Origin of the sequence: Pseudotabrizicola sp., from assembly GCF_030684215.1 — a bacterium.
In the GTDB taxonomy this organism is placed as follows: domain Bacteria; phylum Pseudomonadota; class Alphaproteobacteria; order Rhodobacterales; family Rhodobacteraceae; genus Pseudotabrizicola.
The window spans coordinates 1-19066 of record NZ_JAUXOV010000021.1 but is presented as its reverse complement, the minus strand read 5'-3'; the positions used below and the strand labels follow the sequence as shown (position 1 = coordinate 19066).

The following is a 19066-nucleotide window of genomic DNA, read 5'->3' as shown; positions in this document are numbered from 1 at the left end:
GCGAAATGTTTCATAATATTTCACTAAAATTAGATATCGTGATCACTTTGTGGCAGAGCTATGGCTAAACCACGGCAAACACGCCCGATTCGTGCCTTTGGCGTCAACAATCGGTTACCGATTCCCGCGCGCCATAAAGGCGAGCCGTTCGAAAAGCTGCACATCCTGTTCAGTCTTCAGCAGCGCCCCATGCAGGCGTGGCAGGGCGGATTTGGCATCGCGGCGCAGGTCTTCGGGGCCAAGGTCTTCGGCCAGTAGCAATTTCAGCCAATCCAGCACTTCAGAGGTGGACGGCTTTTTCTTCAGCCCCGGCATCTCGCGGATTTCATAAAATTGGGTCAGTGCGGTGGTCAGCAGCGATTCCTTGATGCCGGGAAAATGCAAATCTACGATGGCGCGCAGCGTGTCGGGGTCGGGGAATCGGATGTAGTGGAAAAAGCAGCGGCGCAGAAAAGCGTCGGGCAATTCTTTCTCGTTGTTCGAGGTGATGATGACCACGGGGCGGTGCATGGCACGTACTGTTTCGCCCGTCTCATAAACGTGAAACTCCATTCGGTCGAGTTCTTGCAACAGATCGTTCGGAAATTCGATATCTGCCTTGTCCACCTCGTCGATCAGAAGCACAACCCGAGCGGGTGAGGTGAAGGCTTGCCACAACTTTCCGCGCCGAATGTAGTTCGACACCTCATGCACGCGCGGATCCCCCAACTGGCTGTCACGCAATCGGCTGACGGCATCATACTCATACAGGCCCTGCTGCGCCTTTGTCGTTGATTTTACATGCCATTCTATCAGTTCCATCCCTAAGGATGCCGCCACTTGCCGTGCCAGTTCGGTCTTTCCGGTGCCCGGTTCGCCCTTGACCAGCAGCGGGCGTTGCAGAGTGACGGCGGCATTTACAGCAACTGTCAGGTCTTTGGTGGCCACGTAACTGTCGGTTGAAGTAAAGGTCATTGTGGGTGCGGCCCTTGTTTGCATCGGTTGGGCGCACGCTATCCACGACCACAAAATGTCGCAACAGCTAGTGACATTGTCTGCAAAACGGGCTAGGTGCTGCGCCAACAGGAGTGCGCCATGACAGAAGCCCACCTGTCGGTGCGATCCGACAAACTGGAGAGTGCTGCAATGAAGCCAGAAGCCTTCCTCCCGGATGATTACCGTCCCGCCGAGAGTGAGCCTTTCATGAACGACCGGCAGCTGGAATATTTCCGCCGCAAGCTGGTCAACTGGAAGCAAGAGTTGATGGATCAAAGCGCAGAAACTCTTGGAAACCTGACTGAAAGCGGGCGCAATGTGCCTGATCTGGCGGACAGGGCATCTGAGGAAACCGACCGCGCTCTGGAACTTCGCACACGCGATCGTCAGCGCAAGCTGATTTCCAAGATCGAGGCCGCGCTGCGCCGGATCGACAGTGGCGAATTCGGATACTGCGAAATGACCGGCGAGCCGATCAGCCTGAAGCGGCTGGATGCGCGACCGATTGCCACAATGACGCTGGAAGCGCAGGAAAAGCACGAGCGCCGGGAAAAGGTGCATCGCGAAGACTAAGCCCGTCGGGGTATTTTCCGGCCCATGCGCGGGCGGGGTAAACACATGACGCCGGGCCTTAGGTCCGGCGTTTTGCATGTGTAGGCTTTTTGAATGTGCCAGCTTTTTTGAATTTGAAGGACGGGGCAGCGGATGAGCCTGATCGGGCAAAATGTGACGGTGTTGGGCGCAGGGGTGGCCGGGCTGGCGGTGGCGCGGGCTTTGGCCTTGCGCGGGGCGCAGGTAACGGTGCTGGAACAGGCGGACGCAGTGCGCGAGGTGGGCGCGGGCCTGCAGATCAGCCCGAATGGCGCGGCAGTGTTGCGCGCGCTTGGGTTGGAGGAGGCATTGGTTGCGGTGGCGACCCGCGCCCAAGCGGTGGAATTGCGCGACGGGTTGTCGGGAGATGTGGTCACGCGGCTGGATGTGGCCGGCGCGGGCTATCACTTTGCGCACCGGGCCGATCTGATTGCGTTGTTGCTGGACGGCGCGCGTGAGGCTGGAGTGGACTTGCGGCTGTTGCAAAAGATCGACTCGGTCGATCTGTCGGGTGCACGGCCCGCGTGGCGCAATGTGCAGGGCGGCACCGGCGAGACAGGCTTGCTGATCGGGGCAGATGGCTTGCATTCCAAAGTGCGGCTGGCGCTGACCGGCAAGGTCGCGCCGTTCTTCACCCATCAGGTGGCATGGCGCGCGATGATCCCCGAATCCCCCGGTGTGCCGAATGTGGCCGAGGTGCACATGGCGGCGGGGCAACATCTGGTCAGCTATCCGCTGCGCGGTGGAACCATGCGCAACATTGTAGCGGTCGAGGAGCGGCGGTCTTGGGTTGAAGAGGGCTGGACCCTGCGCGACGACACGATGGATATGAAGCTGGCCTTTGCCGGGTTTTCGCCCCGCGTGCGTGCTTGGCTCGATCAGGTAGAGGATGTCTGGCTTTGGGGTCTGTTCCGCCATCCTGTGGCGCGCGACTGGTTCCGGGTGCAGGATCAGGGTGCTGCGGTGATTCTTGGCGACGCCGCACACCCCACGCTGCCGTTTCTGGCGCAAGGCGCCTGCATGGCGCTGGAGGATGCCTGGGTGCTGGCGGACTGTCTGGCCAGCCATGACAGTGTGGCGGCGGGGCTGGCTGCCTATCAGGCGACACGGTTGCCCCGGTGCAGCCGGATTGTGGCTGCGGCCAACACCAATGCGCGGCTTTATCACCTGTCAGGCGTGGCACGCGGGGTTGCGCATCTGGGGCTGCGCATGGGGTCGGTGGTGGCCCCCGGTGCTGCGATCAAGCGGTTTGACTGGCTTTACAAACACGATGTCACGGCCGGCTGAAGATCAGCCCAACACTGCCTTCACCGCTGCGGCTGTGACGCCGGTGATGATATCTGCCTCGGCCCGTGTCAGGCACAGGGGTGGGGCAAAGCCCAGAATGTCGCCCTGTGGCATGGCGCGTGCGATCACGCCGCGATCAAGCATGGCGGACGCGATGCGGGGGCCGATCTTGTCGGCGGGGTCGTAAAAGCGGCGGCTGTCGCGGTCTGCGACCAACTCGACTGCGGCCAGCATACCTTCGCCCCGGATGTCGCCGACATGGGGGTGCGAGGACAGCGCGTCCTGCAATCCCTCGCGCAGGTAGGCGCCCACGGTGCCAGCGTTTTCGACCAGCCCCAGATCGTCGATCAGCTTGAGGTTGGCCACCCCGGCGGCGGCACAGACCGGGTGGGCGGAATAGGTCCAGCCATGGCCCATCGGACCAAGCCTGTCCGCCCCTTCGACAATCACCTGCCATATCTTGTCTGACACGATAGACCCTGACAGCGGCGCATAGGCCGAGGTCAGGCCCTTGGCGATGGTGATCAGGTCTGGCGTCATGCCATAGTGATCTGACCCGAACATGCTGCCCAGACGGCCAAAGCCGGTGACAACCTCATCCGCGACCAACAGGATATCGTATTTCGTCAGGACTGCCTGAATGGCAGGCCAATAGCCTGCGGGCGGGGGCACGATGCCCCCTGTGCCCAGAACCGGCTCGGCCCAGAAGGCGGCGATGGTATCGGGGCCTTCCGCCAGAATCATCTCCTCCAGCCGCTGCGCACAGCGGGCCGAGAACTGGTCTTCGGTCAGGGACAGATCGTCGCGGTGAAAGTAATAGGGCGCGTCGGTGTGCAAGATCGGCGCGCGCGGCAGATCAAAGTTTGTGTGGAACAGGTGCAGCCCGGTCAGACTGCCCGTCATGATCCCCGATCCGTGGTAGCCACGCCAGCGGCTGATGATCTTTTTCTTTTCGGGCCGGCCAAGGATGTTGTTGTAATACCAGACAAGTTTGATGTTCGTCTCATTCGCATCAGACCCTGACAGCCCGAAGTAGACCCGGCTCATGGTCTTGGGTGCGCGCTCGATGATCATGCGGGCAAGAGTGATGCTGGCCTCGGTCCCGTGGCCAGCATAGGCGTGGTAATAGGCCAGATCGCGGGCCTGATCGGCCATTGCTTCGGCAATCTCGGTGCGGCCATAGCCTACGTTCACGCAATACAGACCGCCAAAGGCATCAAGACTGCGTTTGCCTGTGGAATCAACGATATGCACCCCTTCGCCGCCCACGATCCGCCGCGCCGGGGTCTCGCCGCGGGCATGTTGGCCAGCGGGGGTAGAGGGGTGAAAGAAATGATCACGGTCCCATGCGGGCAGGTCGTTTTCGCGGTCGAACATGGGGAAGCTCCTGTGGGTTGGGCGCAGGATGGCCCGGACATCGCAGGAAAGGGGACCAAACATCGCGCCGTTTCGCGTGGTTTGGTCTGTTTTGATGTGGGTTTACAGAGAGTCTCTCTGCACCAGCAGAGAAATCGGGAAATCAGCATCATCGCGGACCGTGCGGGTGACGACATAGGTGAAATAGCGGTTAATCCCGATGTCAGCGGCAAGCCAGTGATCGACAAGACTTTGATATGCCTCGATATCCGGTGTCAGGATCTTGGCGAAGTAATCTACCTTGCCACCCACGGACCACAGCGCCACCACCTGCGGCGCGGCGGTAAGCGCCCGTTCAAACCGGTCAAAATCGCTTTGGCGGTGGTTGGCAAGTGTCACCTCCATGATGACGGCGGCAAAGGGGGTGACTTTGCGCGGGGCAAGGCGCGCGTGATAGCCCGCGATCAGGCCCGATTGTTCCAGCCGGCGCAGCCGTAGCCAGACCGGGGTTGGCGACAGGCCGGCCACCTCGGCCAGCCGAAGCTTGGTTATGCGGCCGTCACGCTGCACCGCGTCAAGGATTTTCAGATCAATGGCATCCAGCCGCATGGTTGCGCCCCTTTGGCGACAGCGAACACCATCGCGCAGCGGCGTGCAAGCAGGTGCTTGACGACGCGCGACAACGGGCCAAACCTTGTGCGCATACGCATGTGTGAGGGGCCGATGATTACGCCAAAGCTGAAGTTTACCCGCGATGAATTTGATACAAGGCTGGCCCGGACCCGCGCCGAGATGGCGGCGCGCGATCTGGATTGCCTGATCGTGTCTGACCCCAGCAACATGAACTGGCTGACCGGCTATGACGGCTGGTCGTTCTATGTGCATCAGGGCGTGGTGGTGCCGCTGGAGGGACCAGTGCTCTGGTGGGGCCGGGGGATGGACCGCGAGGGCGCAACGCGCACCGCATGGCTGTCGCCGGATGACATGCTGTCCTACGCCGATCATTACGTGCAATCGACCGAGCGGCATCCGATGGATGATCTGTCGGCGCGTTTGGCAGACCGGGGGCTGGCGCGTGGCCGCATCGGGGTCGAGATGGATAATTACTGGTTCACCGCGGCCGCTTACCGCGCGCTGATTGCGGGTTTGCCAGGGGTGGAGCTGGTGGATGCAACCGCGCTGGTGAACTGGCAGCGCGCGATGAAATCATCGCAAGAAATCAGCTATATGCGTGATGCAGCTAAAGTGGTTTCCGAGATGCACCGCCGCATTCAGCAGGTGGCCGAACCGGGGATGCGTAAATGCGATCTGGTGGCAGAAATCTATGACGCCAGTTTGCGCGGTGTGCCGGGGATCGGCGGCGATTATCCGGCGATTGTGCCGATGTTGCCCTCTGGCTCTGATGCCGCCGCCCCACATCTGACATGGGATGACAGCCCGTTGAAATCGGGCGAGGGCACGTTTTTTGAAATCGCAGGCTGTGTGAACCGGTATCATGTGCCGCTGTCGCGCACGCTGTTTCTGGGGCGGCCCACGGATGCCTTTCTGCGCGCTGAGGAAGCGGTGCTTGAGGGGATGGCGGCAGGCCTTTCGGCGTCCAAACCGGGCAATACCTGCGAGGATATTGCGGTGGCATTTTTTGACACGCTGGCGCGGTTCGGGTTCCAGAAGGACAGCCGCACGGGCTATGGCATTGGGGTCAGCTATCCGCCAGACTGGGGAGAGCGCACCATGTCGCTGCGCCGGGGCGATCGTACGGTTTTGCAACCGGGGATGACATTTCATTTCATGACCGGGCTGTGGCTGGAGGATATGGGGCTGGAGATCACCGAAAGCATCCTGATCACCGAAGACGGTGTTGAGTGTCTGGCCGATGTGCCGCGCCAGTTGTTTGTGAAAGGCTAGGGCATGAAACCTTCGCCCATTACCGCCTCGGTGGATTTTGACGCGGATGGCGTACAGCACGGGTTTTTGCGCCTGCCCTATAGCCGTGACGATGCGGCCTGGGGGTCGGTGATGATCCCGCTTTGCGTGGTGAAAAACGGGGCAGGGCCGACGGCGCTGCTGACCGGGGGCAATCATGGTGATGAATATGAGGGGCCGATCGCGCTGTTTGATCTGGCCCTTAATCTGTTACCCGATCAGGTGACGGGACGGGTCATCATTGTGCCTGCGATGAACCAGCCTGCCTTTGGCGCGGGCACGCGGACATCACCCATTGACCGGGGCAACTTGAACCGCGCCTTTCCGGGGCGGCCGGATGGCTCGGTTACCGAGAAGATCGCTGATTATTTCCAGCGCGTGCTTTTGCCGATGGCAGATGTGGTGGTGGACTTTCACTCGGGCGGCCGCACGCTGGATTTCCTGCCGTTTTGCGCGGCCCACATCCTGCCCGACAAGGCGCAGGAGGCCAAGGCATTCCGGCTGGTGCAGGCCTTCGGCGCGCCTTACTCGGTCAGGATGCTGGAGATTGATGCGGTGGGCATGTATGACACCGCCGCCGAAAATATGGGCAAAGTGTTTGTAACCACCGAACTGGGTGGCGGAGGCACAGCAAGCGCCCGAACGGTGGGGGTCGCGATTGACGGCCTGCGCAACGTGTTGATCGCGGCGGGGGTGGTGCGCGGGGGGGTGCAGGAGCGCCCGACGCAATGGCTGGATATGCCGGATGGCGATTGTTTTACCTTTGCCGAAGACGGCGGGCTGATCCGGTTTTGTGCGGATCTTGGCGATCGGGTCAGCGCGGGGCAGGTGATTGCGCTGATCTACCCCACGGGTCGCACTGGGGCTGCGCCAACGGAATTGCGCCTGCGCCGGGGCGGTCTGTTCACCGCACGGCATTTTCCGGGGCTGGTCAAGCCCGGTGATTGCGTGGCGGTCGTCGCTGATGAGGTGGGTTAGCGGAAGATCCGCGCGACAATGGGGGCGAGCAGGATCACAAGAATGATGCGCAACAGGTGGTGGCTGACCACATAGGCCAGATCCGCGCCCGCGATGATGGCAATGATCACCATTTCTGCTTGCCCGCCGGGCAGGAAGGCAAGGAACGCATCCAGCGCGGGGGCAAGTCCGGCCAGATAGATCACCTCAAAAAACGCGAGCGAAATGGCGGCGAGGATCAGGGCATAGACCACGCCCGCGCCCACATCTATGCGCAGTTCTTTCCAGGTGATGCCGGAGTATTTCACCCCGACCGCGATGCCGATGAAGAATTGCGCAGCCCAGATGATCTCCGCAGGCGGGCGGGTGGTGATGATACCAGTCAGCGAAAGTGTGGCGGTCAGGATCATCGGGCCAAGGATGGATGCACCAAACAGGCCTACCTTTGCCGCAATTTTCCAGCCTGCAAAGCCCGCAAAGATCATCCACGCGATTTGCGCCGGGTCAGAGTCCAACGCAGGTCTACCGGGGGGTTGGGTCAGGTCTATGCCCCAATACAGCGTCATGATCAGGGGCGCCGCAGTCACGATCACCAGAACGCGGGTGGCATGGATCAGCGACAGCGCGCGCACATCGCCGCCCGCTTCCTCGCCAAACACCAGCATATCCTGCAAGCCGCCGGGCATGGCGGCATACCATGCGGTCGCGTGGTTGAAGCCAAAGACAAAGCGGAACAGCGGATAGCCAACCGCACCGATCACCACGATAAACAGCGGCACAAAGGCCAGCGACCACGCGAAATCAGGCAGATGACCAAGGGTCTCGGGCGTGATTGAAGATCCCACTGCCACGCCCAGAAAGGTGCGCATGAAAGCGCCAAGCTGGCCCGCATCCTGCATTTTTGCGCCGATCAGCGCCGCAATCAGGCAGGCTGCCATCGGGCCAAGCAGCAAGGGCAGCGGCAGGCCGAGCAGTACGAACCCGGCCCCGCCCGCTGCAGCAACGCCAAAGGTGGTCAGGCGCGGTGGGGTCAGAAAGCTCACACCAGCATCTCATCCAGCAAATGCGCCCATTGGGCGCCGTGCATGTCGCGATCTGCCGCCGCCCCCTGCACCACCGGGCGGGGGATCGAGAATTTGATGACATGCAGATCGGGAATATCGAAGCGTTTGACCAATTGTTCCGGCGTGCCGTACAGGCGGCCCACATCTGCGGTGCGAACACGTGGCAGGATCGACGCGTAAGCCTGCGGCGATCCACAGAAAATGTCGATGGTAACCCAGAACGGCCCTGCATTTTTCGACCGGACCTTCAGCACTTGTTCGCCCAGAGTTTTCATTGCGGCAGTCATGCGCCCACCTCGGTTACAGTCAGGCGGAAGGCCGACATCGGTTCATCCAGTTCCATCACATGATTGAGCGCAAATTCGTAAAGCGCGCCGCGGTCGGTGGTGGCGGGGGAATAGGGAAAGGCGAATGTTGGCAATTCCTCATCCTCGGTCAGGGGATAGTGCAGCACGAACGGGTTGATCAGCTTGCCGATTTCGGCAGCGATGGCTTGGCTCTGCGCGGTCACAAGCCCCAGCATGCCAACCTCGACCGGGGTGCCGGTGCGGTTTTCCAAGGGGCCAAGTGCGCCGTCAACGCCGATCAGGCGAAAATCGAGGCTGTAGCTGTCGGGCGACAGGTCCATGCGGCGGGTGATGGTATCGGTGAGAAAGGTCGTCAGCTTGGCCACCCATTGCTGCGCGTGGGCGGCGTAGTGAGCGCCCCGCAAGATGGCGAGGATCGTGGTCTGATAGCCCGCAATCCGCGCGCCTTCTAGCTTCACCGTATAGCGGCCCGGCACCCACTCTGACCCTTCGACCCGGACGCGGCGGGCGTCCAGCGCGGTGTAGTGCGCGTTTGTCACGTCCAGGTGGCCGCCGGGTTCATACAGGATGAAGGGGTCGGTGTTTTCATAGAGCATATGGGCGGAGACGGAATGCGGGGTGCATAGGGCGGTCTCGTGCATGGCTTCCACCGTGAAGCCGGTCTCATCAAAATCGACCACGATCACGCCGGAGGTTGGGTTGGTAGAGCAAAGCGCCCCACACTCGGCGATTTTTGCGCCATGCCATGCCCCGCCGGGATGATCGCCGCGCATCAAGGGCAGGGCGGCGATGGTGGCGGTATCGGTGGTGCGGCCTGCGATGATGATATCGGCCCCGGTCTTAAGGGCCTCCTGAATATGCTCGGCCCCCGCAAGGGCGACGATATTGCTCATGCTGTGCAGCGTCTTGGCGGAAACTTCGGGCGCTGGGGTCAGCGGGGTAATCCGGCCTTTGTCCAACGCGGTGCATACACTTTCAGCGCTTTGGCTGGAGTATAGCCGGGCAACGCGCAGGGTTTGGCCCAACTCGGCCGCCAGTTCCACGGTGATGTCGAACATCCAGTCCACGGTGGCATCTGCGCCGCAGGTGCCTGCGGTGCCAATCAGCAGCGGCACCCCGGCTTGGGCGCGGGCCAGCATCAGGTCGCGCCACTCGGATTTGGTGGCGGCGCGCGCATATTTTGACTGCCCAGCGCCAAGGCTGAAGGGCCCACTATCCGTGGACCCCCCGTCGATTGCGATGATGTCAGGGGCCATTGCCACCCCGCGTGCCAGTGCTGATCGGTCAAAGCCGAGGCCAAGGACGCCTGAAGGCACGAGTACGCGGGTTGGCATGGCAGTATCCTTAATCAGGGGTCCCGACGTCTGTGACGGGCTGTGGTGGTTTCTTCAAGATCCCACGCAGGAACATCGGCGCCACAAAGCCGACCACGGCGGCGATCCACAAACCAATCGCGATGGGCGACGAGAACAGGTAGGTCCAGTCGCCATCCGACAGCACCATCGCACGGCGCATGTTGTCTTCCATCGCGTTGCCCAGAAGGATGCCAAGGATGACCGGCACGGTCGGGATATCCAGCTTGCGGAACAGCCAGCCCATGACACCAAAGGCAACCATCAGCATCAAGTCAAACGACGATCCGGTCAGCGAGTAGATGCCGACAAAGGCGATCATCGTCACCCCCGGCAGCAAGATCCAGCTTGGCACCTGCAGGATTTTCACAAACACCTTCACCATCGGCACGTTGAGGATCAGCAACATGATGTTGGCGATCATCAGCGATGCGATCAGCGACCACACCACCTCGGGCCGTTCGGTGAACAGCAAGGGGCCGGGGGTGATGTTGAGCGTGAGGAGCAGCGCCAGCAGAACGGCGGTGGTGCCCGATCCGGGAACCCCCAGCGTCAGCATCGGGATCAGCGCGCCACCGGCGGCGGCGTTGTTGCCAGCCTCGGGGGCGGCTACGCCGCAGGGGTTGCCCTTGCCGAAGGTGGATTTGTCCTTGGCCGAGGATTTCTCGGTCATGTAGGCAAGGAATGATCCCAGCGAAGCACCAGCTCCCGGCAGGATCCCGGCAACAAAACCAATGCCGGTGCCGCGTGCCATGGCCCAGCGTGTGGACCAGAGTTTCGCCCAGTTGATCGTGATCTTGCCCAGCTTGACGCCGATAGAGCTGTCCTTGCCATGGGTCTCGATAAAGTGGAACACTTCGGCCACAGCAAACAGGCCAACGATGGCAACCAGAAAGTCGATGCCATCCATCAGGTGCATCTCGCCAAAGGTGAAACGCGGCATGCCGGTGGTTTTATCAAGCCCGATCATCGAGATGCCCAAACCAATAGCGGCGGCCAAAGCGGCCTTGGCCTGATTGTTCGACCCGATCCCGCCAAGGGTGCAGAAGGCCAGCATGTAGAGCGCGAAGTATTCCGCAGGGCCGAATTTAAAGGCGACAGTCGCCAGAACCGGCGATAGGAACATCACACCGATGGTTGCCACCATTGCGCCAACAAAAGAGGCGACGCCCGAGATTACCAGCGCATCTGACGCAAACCCCTGTTTGGCCATCGGATAGCCGTCCAGCGTGGTCATCATCGCAGGCTCGTCGCCCGGAATGTTCAGGAGGATCGAACTGATCCGCCCGCCATACATCGCGCCGTAATAAACGGCGGTCAGCAGCACCAGCGCCGAGATGGCGTCCAGCCCCATGGAAAATGAAATCGGGATCAACAACGCCACGCCGTTTGACGGGCCAAGGCCGGGCAGCGCACCAACGATGGTGCCGACAAAGCACCCGATCAGCGCAAGAAACAGGGTATAAGGTGAAAGGGCGATGCCGAAGCCCATCGCCAGATTGGCCATAATGTCCATGTGATGTTGTCCTCTGGGTCAGCCCATCAGGGCGCGGGGAAGGCCCTGAAGACCCAGCCCGAGGATGAATTTGAACAGCACGAACAACCCGATGCCAAGGCCAAGCCCGGCCAGTGCCGCCGGAACCGGGCGGGGGTTGATCTGCCATGACAGGATGCCGGCGGCGATCACGGTGGGGATGATAAAGCCCAAGGGCTGAATCAGCATGGCGTAACCAAACAGCACGATCAGCGCGAGGCCCATCTGCAACAGCATGCCACCAACGGGCCATTCCACATCGGGGTCGGGCCGCAGGATCATGACCAGCGATGAAATCAGCACGACAGCGGCGACCATATAGGGAAACACGCGCGGGCCAACCGGGTCTGAAAGGAACGAGGTCTGGATGGTCGCAGCGCTGAGGATATACCCCAGCGCCACAATCACCATGACCACACCAAAGATGCGGTCAGCACGGATCATTGGATGATACCGATTTCTTTCGAGATTTCGGTCACTTCGGCAATGTTGTCATTGACGAATTTCTCGAAATCGGCGCCGATCAGGGTATAGGGGGCCAGACCGTTGTCGGTCATTACCTTTTGCCACTGCTCGGAGTCTGCCACTTTTTGCAAAGCATCGGTCCACTTGGCGAAATCGTCATCAGAGATGCCCTTTGGCACATAGATGCCGCGCCAGTTCATCGCGACCATGTCAATGCCCTGCTCTTTGGCGGTCGGGATGTCTTCGAACCCGGCCACACGCTCGTCAGACAGCACAGCCAGCGCGCGCACGTCGCCCGAGCGGATGAAGCCCTGAATTTCCGAGATATCGCCGGTCATTGCCTGGGTGAAGCCACCAACAGTCTGGGTGATGGCATCTGCACCACCGTCAAGGCCGATGTATTTCACTGAGCGCGCTTCGGAATAGCCGGCGCGGTCCAAGAGCATCAGCACCTTGAGGTGGTCAAAGCCACCAACGGCGGAACCGCCTGCAAAGGCTACCTTGGCCGGATCGGTTTTCACGGCCTCGACCAGATCATTGATGGTCTGGAACGGGCTGTCCTTGGCCACAACGATCACACCCGGATCACCGCCGATGGTGCCGACCCAGCGGACCTGATCTGCGGTCATGCCGGCAAAAGCGTTCTGGGCCAGACGGGTTGTGGTGGCCGACGATGCAGCGATAAAGACATCGGCGTCAGTGTTGCGCTGGCCGACGACATGGGTATAGGCGACGCCGCCACCGGCACCCGCCATGTTGGTGACCTGCACCATGTTCGACGACAGGCCGATTTCCTGCATGATGTTCGCGATCTGACGGCAGGTGAAATCCCAGCCACCGCCGGGGTTGGCAGGCGCGATACATTCGGTGGCCAGTGCCGAGGTGGTCATCCCCATAAGAGCGGTTGCGCTGAAAGCCAGCGCCTTGACGGTGATACGCATGTAAGTCCTCCCGAGACTTTTGATGTCAGGCAGCCCGTGTTCTCCTCGTGACGCACGGGTCTTGCGGGGATCACTCAAAGCTGGAAAGCTGACACGAACCTGTCATGCGCAAATTTTCTGTGCAGGTTGAAAACAGGAATTGGGGGCGACGTGCGGTTCTTGCTGGTCGAAGACAATGCCGAATTGTCCGCAAGCGTGGCTGCAAGGCTGGGGCTGGAAGGGCATGGCGTGGACTGTGCGGGCACGCTGGCGGAGGCAGAGGAATTTCTGCTGGTGGCGTGTTATGATCTGATATTGCTGGATATCATGCTGCCTGATGGTGACGGGCGTGACTTTCTGGTCCGCCATCGGCGGGCGGAACGCACGACCCCGGTGATCGTGATGACGGCGCGCTCTGCGGTCAGTGACCGGGTGGATGCGCTGGACACGGGGGCCGATGATTACATCACCAAGCCCTTCGATTTTGCCGAGCTGGAGGCACGCTGCCGAGCGGTGTTGCGCCGCCGGGGTGGCAGTGCCCAGACCCTGCGCAGCTTTGCCGACCTGTCATTCGACCCTTTATCGGCCACGGTCAGCGTTGCGGGCGAATCGCGTGACCTGCGTTCGCGTGAGGTGCGGCTACTTGAATTGTTCCTGAATGCGCCGGGGCGGATCCTCTCGAAAGAGCACTTGTGCGACCGTCTGTTCTCGTTTTCCGAACCCGTGACCGACAATGCGATCGAGGTGTATGTGGGCCGCTTGCGCAAGAAATTGGCGGGGGGGCGCGCCCGGATTGAAACCGTGCGGGGCCTTGGCTACCGCCTGACCGATGGCTGACGGGATGGCGTTTTCGCTGCGGCGCAGGTTGGTGGGGCAGCTATTGGTGTTGGCGGCAGTGTTGGCGCTGGTGTTGTCGCTGGCGGTGCGGATCGGGGCCGAGCGCGCGTCCGAGGCGACGCTGGATGCGGTGCTGGGTGCTGCGGCGCAGGGGCTTGCCGAAGAAATGCGCGCCGAAGAGGGCGGCGTGGTCATCGACATGCAGCCTGCCACATTCTCGATGCTGGCTGCCATGGGGGAAGAGCGGATCTTTTACCGGGTCGATGTGGGGGAGGTGACGGTAACGGGTTATGGGGATCTGCCCTTGCCGGGGATGTTGCCCTCAGCCCTTGCCCCGGTGTTCTATACGGTGCCGTTCCGGGATGCTGAAATCCGGGTGGCGGCGGTGGCGCGTTCTCTCAGGGTCGATGGCCGGGCCTCGCCGGTGCTGGTGTTGCTGGGGCAGACCCGCGAAGGGCAGGGGGCAATTGCTTCGCGGCTGGGGTTGCAGGCGGCGGGGCTGGGGCTTGCAGTGTTTCTGGCGGCCATTCCGCTGGCGTTGCTGGTCGCGCGCAGCCTGACTCGCCCGATTGACCGGCTTGCCGAGGCGGTGGGGCGGCGCGGACCGCGTGATCTGCGCCCGGTGCGCCATCCGGCCCCGCGTGAGCTGGTGCCATTTGTCACCGCGCTGAACAGTTTCATCGGGCGGCTGCGCGGCACGCTGAGCCAGACTGAAACCTTTATTGCCGAGGCTGCACACCATATCCGCACGCCGTTGGCGGTGATGCGCAACGAGGCCGAGCTGGCGCTGCGCCAGTCGACCGAGGAAAGCACCCGCGCCCGGTTGCGCGGGCTGATCCGGTCGGCGGATGATGCGGCGCGTTCTGCCGGGCAGTTGCTTGACCATGCGACCGTACTTTACCGTGCCGATCAGGCGGATTGGGCAAAGCTGGATCTGGCGGCAATGACGCGGGCGGTGGCTACCCGTCTGGCCCCGGCGGCAGAGATGAAGGATATGGACCTTGCGCTGGACATTCCCGCCGTGCTGACCTGTGAGGGCGACGCGGTGCTGATCGAGGCGGCATTGCGCAACATCATCGACAACGCGATCAAGTACTCACCGCCGGATTCGGTGGTGGAAGTGTCTGCGTTGGCCACTGACCGGATGGCCGTGGTCGCTGTCGCCGACCGGGGCAGGGGCCTGGGTCAGGCCGAGCCTGCGCGCCTGTTGCACAGGTTCCGGCGTGGCGACAATGTGGGCGATGTCACCGGGTCGGGCCTTGGGCTGACCATCGTGGAACAAGCGGCAGGCGCGATGGGCGGCACGTTCCGGCTGCGCGCAAGAGAAGGAGGCGGCACATGCGCAGAATTCTGTTTGCCCTTGGTCTGAGTTTGGGGCTGGCGCAGTCTTTGGCGGCGTTCGAGGTGGAATCCACACAAGATTTCGGTCCAGAGGCCCCGCCACGGGTGCTGTCCGTTTTGTCAACGACAGACACGGCTATTCTGGCCCCGGTGATCACCGCCTATCTGGCCCAAACCCCCGGTCTTGGCCTGCGTTATGTGATGGCCAGCAGTCAGGAAGTGCACCGCGCCATTGCCGATGAGGGCGCGGCGTTTGATCTGGTGATCTCTTCCGCGATGGATTTGCAGATGAAGCTGGCGAATGACGGCTTTGCGCTGTCACTGCCCGCCGATCTGGTCGCAGATCAGCCGGTCTGGTCGCGGTGGCGCGATCTGCTGGTGTCGGTGGCGCAAGAACCGGTGGTGCTTATTCTGGCGGATGGCGTGTTGCGCGCGGGTGAAGATGTGCCGCGCACACGGCGCGATCTGATCGCCTTGTTGCGCGACAACCCCGACCGTTTTCGTGGGCGCGTCGGCACCTATGATCCGGCGGTATCGGGGGCTGGCTATCTGTTCGCGGCACAAGATGCACGGTTGTCGGATACGTTCTGGCGGCTGGCCGAGGTGATGGGGCGGCTGGATGCACGGTTGTTTTGCTGCTCGGTCGATATGATCGACGAGGTGCGGGCAGGGCGCCTGCTGGTGGGCTACAATGTGCTGGGCCTTTATACGCAGGCGCAGGGGGCCGAAGGAATAACGGTGGTGGAGTTGGAAGATTTCACACTGACCCTGCTGCGCACAGCCCTCATCCCGCGCACGGCACCCGAGCCTGAGGCTGCGACCGATTTCATGCGCTTTTTGCTGTCAGCAGAGGGACAGGCGCTGATTGCCAGTGGTGATGGGCTGGCCGCCGTAGAAGAAGCCGCATTCGAGCGAAACCCGCATCTGCGCCCCATCCGTCTTGACCCCGGCCTTCTGGCCAATCTGGACGCGGTTTCACGCAACCGCTTTCTGACAGAATGGCGCGCGGCGATGGAACAGCCCTGACCGGACGGGGTTGAACAATATTTCCATGCAAGCCCCTTGCCCCCGCTCGTCTGCGTCTTTAAACGGGACAACGGAGTGGTGGCCGAGTGGTCGAAGGCACACCCCTGCTAAGGGTGCAGACGGCAACGTCTCGAGGGTTCGAATCCCTTCCACTCCGCCATTGACCCTTGATTTTGTTGGTTGTTTTCCATCATTAGGAAATAACCCGCCATACAGCCCGCCATAGGGGAAACGCTTGGCGGTGCTTGGTCTCGCGCGCGTATTGCGTATTAACTTTTGCGGCGCACCTCCTATCTTTGCGCGTCCCTGTGATCTGCCCAGCCTCGAAAACTGGCATTGCCCGATTTTTCTGGGGTCACTACGCGGGGAAACTGTCTGCGATGCGAACGCGACCGGGTGGCCCTTTTGAGGGTGCAAAATCCCCCGGCGCTGGGCTTGGACCTTGGGGTAATCTAAGGGTGCTCAGAATGGGCAGGGAACGCGGTGCAGTTAGCGCCAAGGTGTCAGACCGTGCGTAGCCGCAAGCCCCCTTAGCCGCCTGTCCTGAAACCCTGTGCCTATGGCTAGATGTATATATGTCCGAACCTTGGGGACAGGCTGGGTGCTGAAAAGGCGGTTTGCCGTCCCGATATCTCGGACGGTTTCCCCTAATGACGGGAAAATCTCTAGAAGATGTCCTTATTTTCCGGACGGGGTGGCCGGATTATCGGGACGGGGTTTTGTTTTTGACGCCATGCCATAAAGCCTTTGGTGGCCGACTTCCCGTTGATCGGTTCTTCTTGCAGCGCCCACTTGGCGGCCTGTCCGATGCCAGAGGGGCCAAGGTGGCCCCCCTGTGTCATGGTGATGAAACCGCGCTCTAGCAGATCACGGAAATAGGCGGTGGCGGTGTCCTTGTTGACGTTCAAAGCCTTTGCCGCGTCCCTTTGGCTTAGGAATATCTCGCCATTGTTGGACCCCGTGAACCGCCTTTTCAGTTCAAGATACAGCGCGCGTGGCCCCGGTTTCATGGTGGCCCATGCCTCGGACCTTTGCAGCCATTCGGGCAACATCACAAACTGGGGCGTAGATCGGCCTAGTTTGCGGTTTCGGCGGGCTTGGGTGGCCTTCATGAGAAGCAACTCCAGTATTCCCGCAAGAGGAACAGCTTGACGGATATGGACAGGGACAGGACTGCGAAGGCCAAGAACCAAAGGGGCAGGGGGTCATCCTCATTCATGCTGTGCCCTCCGTCGCGCGCGTCACGCGGTCTTTCAGGACGTAGCGGGCATGGTGTCCGGCAAACGGGCCTTCATGGGTTTCCGTGATGGTCTCGATGTGAAAGCCCAGCCGCCGCAATGTGAAGACATAGGCCGACCAGCGCGGGCCGGGATGATCTATCGGGGTGCAGCCCTTGCCCTTGGTGGCCATAAGACATTCCAGCGCCCAGCGCTCACGGCCCCCTATAAGGTGCTGTGTCGCGGTTCCGTCGCTGTGGTGCAGGTAATAAGGGGCGTTACCCCAAGAGGGTTTAAGTGCCATCTGGCAACTCCTTTTCTATTGTCGGAAAAGGGCGATGCGCGCTAAACTATCGGTATCGCGACCGAAACAGTTTGAACCGCCGCCCTAGGTGATGGGGGGCGGTTCTTTAATTTCGAGCGGGTTTGGCTTTGGCGCTTTCCCATGCCTCGATATCCGAGATCCGCCATCTTGTGCAGCCGGGGGAGAGTCGGACAGGCTTAGGGAATGTCGGATTAGCCTTTAACAGCGTTGTCTTGCCACAACCAGAGGGGCCCAATAAGGTGAAGAACTCATTGTCCATGATCGACATCGAAACGCTGTGCAGCGCCGTAAAGGTGCCGAAGGTCTTGGTCACCTTGCAGATGTCGATGGCGGTTTTCATGCGTTTGGTCCATACCCCCGGAATATGCAGTGAAAGGCTAATCTTCGGATTTTTCGGGGTATATACCCCTAACGAGGTATGACACTGCGATGATGGCGCTACCCAATCTGGCTGAAACGCAACTTGCGGAAGCGATCCGGTTGAATGGGCATCCAGGGTTTGAGCAGGCTCTGGCATCATTCTTGCGCGCGACCTGTGCACCTGACAATCTGATCATTCTTGCCTACCGCAGCGCGGGTCCGCCGCTTGTGCTGTATAGACAGACGGATCACCCGCAGGTGTTTTCCGAACTGAACCGGACCTATCTTGCCGGTGCGTACAGGCTTGACCCTTTCTATGATCTTCACTTGCGCCGCGCGTCCGCAGGGGCATACCGAATTCAGGATATTGCCCCCGATGCATTTCAGCGCAGCCGCTATTTCATCGAATACTACGACCAGACAACTCTGGTTGATGAAATCACCTTTGTCGCCTATCCGTCACCTTGGGTCACTTTGAACATCTGTGTTGGCCGGGATGCGTCTTCGGGTAAGGTCTTTTCCATGCGTGAAGTGGAAACCTGCACCCGCATCGCGCCGATTGTTCAGGCTTTGTCAGAAGTTCATTGGGCATCCGTCGCGCGGTCCACAGGGCCTGCCGAAGACACATCCGCGCTTTTGGCTGCCGCCGCGCGGAGCAGGCTTGGCATCCACCTGTCCCCCCGTCAGGCCGAGGTAGCACTGCTGATCCTGCGCGGGCATTCCACTGTGTCGATCGGGCTGCGGCTGGGAGTGTCGGCGCAGACGGTCAAGGTGTTTCGCAAGCAATTATACTCTCGCTGCCAAATCTCGTCACAGGCGGAACTGTTTGCGTTGATGTTGCCCTTACTGAAAGATGGTGCGGATATTACTCAAAGTGCCTGATGCGCTCTGCTTCCACCACAAATGGTCAGAGCGATGGCCGTTGTACCCAAAAACCGTTCAATTGTCCGGGATGTATTTCGCGACTGTTCAGGGTTCACTCTAGTGTTCGCCGTTTGACACAAGATACCCACTGACGGCTTGGAGCCCTCAGCGACATTCAGGAAGGCCGCAGCATCGGAGAAACCTTCGCAGGCGCAGCAACGTGCGTAAGCGTTCTCTGGCTCCCACCTTCTGCCTATCCGTCTGATCTGCGATTCCGCCGGTGATGGAGATCGGGTTGGAGTTTCGCGATGGCGACTACGGTGGAGTTTCTCAGGGACTATGGGGTGGAGATACGGGCGAACGG

At 61.0% G+C, this 19066-nt stretch carries 19 protein-coding genes, 1 tRNA gene and 1 pseudogene; 9 read left to right on the top strand and 12 right to left on the bottom strand.

What is annotated here, in order from left to right; translation table 11 throughout:
• Nucleotides 1-114: 114 nt before the first annotated feature.
• On the bottom strand, nt 115-954 hold the full coding sequence (locus Q8K08_RS02205) for a MoxR family ATPase (RefSeq protein ID WP_305249074.1): 840 nt from the start codon (nt 952-954) through the stop codon (nt 115-117).
• 171 nt (nt 955-1125) lie between these two features.
• Here Q8K08_RS02205 and dksA point away from each other — a divergent pair, with 171 nt between their 5' ends.
• Together dksA and Q8K08_RS02195 are read left to right on the top strand one after the other, a co-directional pair.
• Nucleotides 1126-1548 (top strand): RNA polymerase-binding protein DksA, encoded by a 423-nt coding sequence (gene dksA, locus Q8K08_RS02200; RefSeq protein ID WP_304800058.1) that lies wholly within the window; start codon nt 1126-1128, stop codon nt 1546-1548.
• A gap of 132 nt (nt 1549-1680) precedes the next feature.
• Nucleotides 1681-2853, top strand: coding sequence for an FAD-dependent monooxygenase (locus Q8K08_RS02195; RefSeq protein ID WP_304800054.1), 1173 nt, complete (start codon nt 1681-1683; stop codon nt 2851-2853).
• Between the two features lie 3 nt (nt 2854-2856).
• Here the strand turns inward: Q8K08_RS02195 and Q8K08_RS02190 are convergent, their stop codons facing one another.
• Entirely contained in the window at nt 2857-4230 is a 1374-nt protein-coding gene (locus Q8K08_RS02190; protein WP_305249073.1) for an aspartate aminotransferase family protein, read from the bottom strand.
• A gap of 102 nt (nt 4231-4332) precedes the next feature.
• A complete protein-coding gene (locus tag Q8K08_RS02185) occupies nt 4333-4818 on the bottom strand; it encodes an Lrp/AsnC family transcriptional regulator (RefSeq protein WP_304797443.1) in 486 nt (161 codons plus the stop codon).
• Between the two features lie 114 nt (nt 4819-4932).
• On the opposite strand from Q8K08_RS02185, the gene doeA reads away from it, so the two are divergent.
• A complete protein-coding gene (gene doeA, locus Q8K08_RS02180) occupies nt 4933-6114 on the top strand; it encodes an ectoine hydrolase DoeA (RefSeq protein WP_305249072.1) in 1182 nt (393 codons plus the stop codon).
• Nucleotides 6115-6117: 3 nt separating this feature from the next.
• Nucleotides 6118-7110: a N(2)-acetyl-L-2,4-diaminobutanoate deacetylase DoeB gene (gene doeB, locus Q8K08_RS02175; protein WP_305249071.1), complete on the top strand. Its 993-nt coding sequence runs from the start codon at nt 6118-6120 to the stop codon at nt 7108-7110.
• Here the strand turns inward: doeB and Q8K08_RS02170 are convergent.
• The 6 genes from Q8K08_RS02170 to Q8K08_RS02145 are packed head-to-tail and all read right to left on the bottom strand — an operon-like array spanning nt 7107 to nt 12753.
• Nucleotides 7107-8132, bottom strand: a complete 1026-nt coding sequence (locus tag Q8K08_RS02170; protein WP_305249070.1) for an AbrB family transcriptional regulator — start codon at nt 8130-8132, stop codon at nt 7107-7109. The genes doeB and Q8K08_RS02170 overlap by 4 nt on opposite strands.
• On the bottom strand, nt 8129-8440 hold the full coding sequence (locus tag Q8K08_RS02165) for a DUF4387 family protein (RefSeq protein ID WP_304797451.1): 312 nt from the start codon (nt 8438-8440) through the stop codon (nt 8129-8131). Before Q8K08_RS02165 ends, Q8K08_RS02170 begins: the two co-directional genes overlap by 4 nt.
• Entirely contained in the window at nt 8437-9795 is a 1359-nt protein-coding gene (locus Q8K08_RS02160; protein WP_305249068.1) for an acyclic terpene utilization AtuA family protein, read from the bottom strand. Before Q8K08_RS02160 ends, Q8K08_RS02165 begins: the two co-directional genes overlap by 4 nt.
• 10 nt (nt 9796-9805) lie before the next feature.
• A complete protein-coding gene (locus Q8K08_RS02155; protein ID WP_304797455.1) occupies nt 9806-11329 on the bottom strand; it encodes a tripartite tricarboxylate transporter permease in 1524 nt (507 codons plus the stop codon).
• An 18-nt stretch (nt 11330-11347) separates the two neighbouring features.
• Nucleotides 11348-11791 (bottom strand): tripartite tricarboxylate transporter TctB family protein, encoded by a 444-nt coding sequence (locus Q8K08_RS02150; RefSeq protein ID WP_304797457.1) that lies wholly within the window; start codon nt 11789-11791, stop codon nt 11348-11350.
• Entirely contained in the window at nt 11788-12753 is a 966-nt protein-coding gene (locus tag Q8K08_RS02145) for a tripartite tricarboxylate transporter substrate binding protein (protein WP_304797459.1), read from the bottom strand. Before Q8K08_RS02145 ends, Q8K08_RS02150 begins: the two co-directional genes overlap by 4 nt.
• Before the next feature lie 150 nt (nt 12754-12903).
• Between Q8K08_RS02145 and Q8K08_RS02140 the strand changes: the two genes are divergently transcribed.
• The 4 genes from Q8K08_RS02140 to Q8K08_RS02125 all read left to right on the top strand — a co-directional run bounded on the left by Q8K08_RS02140 (nt 12904) and on the right by Q8K08_RS02125 (nt 16096).
• Complete coding sequence (locus Q8K08_RS02140) at nt 12904-13569, top strand: response regulator transcription factor (protein WP_304797461.1); 666 nt, start codon at nt 12904-12906, stop codon at nt 13567-13569.
• Entirely contained in the window at nt 13562-14938 is a 1377-nt protein-coding gene (locus tag Q8K08_RS02135; protein ID WP_305249067.1) for a sensor histidine kinase, read from the top strand. The genes Q8K08_RS02140 and Q8K08_RS02135 overlap by 8 nt, the downstream gene beginning before the upstream one ends.
• The gene (locus tag Q8K08_RS02130; RefSeq protein WP_305249066.1) at nt 14908-15936 is read left to right on the top strand and encodes an ABC transporter substrate-binding protein; all 1029 of its coding nucleotides are present in this window, start codon (nt 14908-14910) and stop codon (nt 15934-15936) included. Before Q8K08_RS02135 ends, Q8K08_RS02130 begins: the two co-directional genes overlap by 31 nt.
• Before the next feature lie 72 nt (nt 15937-16008).
• Nucleotides 16009-16096 (top strand) — tRNA-Ser (locus Q8K08_RS02125).
• Between the two features lie 505 nt (nt 16097-16601).
• Here Q8K08_RS02125 and Q8K08_RS02120 read toward each other — a convergent pair.
• The 3 genes and pseudogenes from Q8K08_RS02120 to Q8K08_RS02110 form a co-directional block, all read right to left on the bottom strand.
• Nucleotides 16602-17048, bottom strand: a complete 447-nt coding sequence (locus Q8K08_RS02120; RefSeq protein ID WP_305249065.1) for a hypothetical protein — start codon at nt 17046-17048, stop codon at nt 16602-16604.
• A gap of 103 nt (nt 17049-17151) precedes the next feature.
• Nucleotides 17152-17457, bottom strand: coding sequence for a hypothetical protein (locus Q8K08_RS02115; protein WP_305249064.1), 306 nt, complete (start codon nt 17455-17457; stop codon nt 17152-17154).
• 217 nt (nt 17458-17674) lie between these two features.
• Nucleotides 17675-17818 (bottom strand): annotated as a pseudogene (locus Q8K08_RS02110) (ATP-binding cassette domain-containing protein); the annotation flags it as partial.
• A gap of 89 nt (nt 17819-17907) precedes the next feature.
• Here Q8K08_RS02110 and Q8K08_RS02105 point away from each other — a divergent pair.
• Nucleotides 17908-18720: a helix-turn-helix transcriptional regulator gene (locus Q8K08_RS02105; RefSeq protein ID WP_305249063.1), complete on the top strand. Its 813-nt coding sequence runs from the start codon at nt 17908-17910 to the stop codon at nt 18718-18720.
• Nucleotides 18721-19066 lie beyond the last annotated feature (346 nt).

Excerpts from the sequence above, each read along its gene's own strand:
- Q8K08_RS02105 (WP_305249063.1), top strand. The coding sequence starts at position 17,908 with ATGATGGCGCTACCCAATCTGGCTGAAACGCAACTTGCGGAAGCGATC.
- Q8K08_RS02165 (WP_304797451.1), bottom strand. The coding sequence starts at position 8,440 with ATGACTGCCGCAATGAAAACTCTGGGCGAACAAGTGCTGAAGGTCCGG.
- Q8K08_RS02160 (WP_305249068.1), bottom strand. The coding sequence starts at position 9,795 with ATGCCAACCCGCGTACTCGTGCCTTCAGGCGTCCTTGGCCTCGGCTTT.
- Q8K08_RS02135 (WP_305249067.1), top strand. The coding sequence starts at position 13,562 with ATGGCTGACGGGATGGCGTTTTCGCTGCGGCGCAGGTTGGTGGGGCAG.
- doeA (WP_305249072.1), top strand. The coding sequence starts at position 4,933 with ATGATTACGCCAAAGCTGAAGTTTACCCGCGATGAATTTGATACAAGG.
- Q8K08_RS02205 (WP_305249074.1), bottom strand. The coding sequence starts at position 954 with ATGACCTTTACTTCAACCGACAGTTACGTGGCCACCAAAGACCTGACA.
- Q8K08_RS02195 (WP_304800054.1), top strand. The coding sequence starts at position 1,681 with ATGAGCCTGATCGGGCAAAATGTGACGGTGTTGGGCGCAGGGGTGGCC.
- Q8K08_RS02130 (WP_305249066.1), top strand. The coding sequence starts at position 14,908 with ATGCGCAGAATTCTGTTTGCCCTTGGTCTGAGTTTGGGGCTGGCGCAG.
- Q8K08_RS02185 (WP_304797443.1), bottom strand. The coding sequence starts at position 4,818 with ATGCGGCTGGATGCCATTGATCTGAAAATCCTTGACGCGGTGCAGCGT.
- dksA (WP_304800058.1), top strand. The coding sequence starts at position 1,126 with ATGAAGCCAGAAGCCTTCCTCCCGGATGATTACCGTCCCGCCGAGAGT.
- Q8K08_RS02115 (WP_305249064.1), bottom strand. The coding sequence starts at position 17,457 with ATGGCACTTAAACCCTCTTGGGGTAACGCCCCTTATTACCTGCACCAC.
- Q8K08_RS02190 (WP_305249073.1), bottom strand. The coding sequence starts at position 4,230 with ATGTTCGACCGCGAAAACGACCTGCCCGCATGGGACCGTGATCATTTC.
- Q8K08_RS02120 (WP_305249065.1), bottom strand. The coding sequence starts at position 17,048 with ATGAAGGCCACCCAAGCCCGCCGAAACCGCAAACTAGGCCGATCTACG.
- Q8K08_RS02145 (WP_304797459.1), bottom strand. The coding sequence starts at position 12,753 with ATGCGTATCACCGTCAAGGCGCTGGCTTTCAGCGCAACCGCTCTTATG.
- doeB (WP_305249071.1), top strand. The coding sequence starts at position 6,118 with ATGAAACCTTCGCCCATTACCGCCTCGGTGGATTTTGACGCGGATGGC.
- Q8K08_RS02150 (WP_304797457.1), bottom strand. The coding sequence starts at position 11,791 with ATGATCCGTGCTGACCGCATCTTTGGTGTGGTCATGGTGATTGTGGCG.
- Q8K08_RS02155 (WP_304797455.1), bottom strand. The coding sequence starts at position 11,329 with ATGGACATTATGGCCAATCTGGCGATGGGCTTCGGCATCGCCCTTTCA.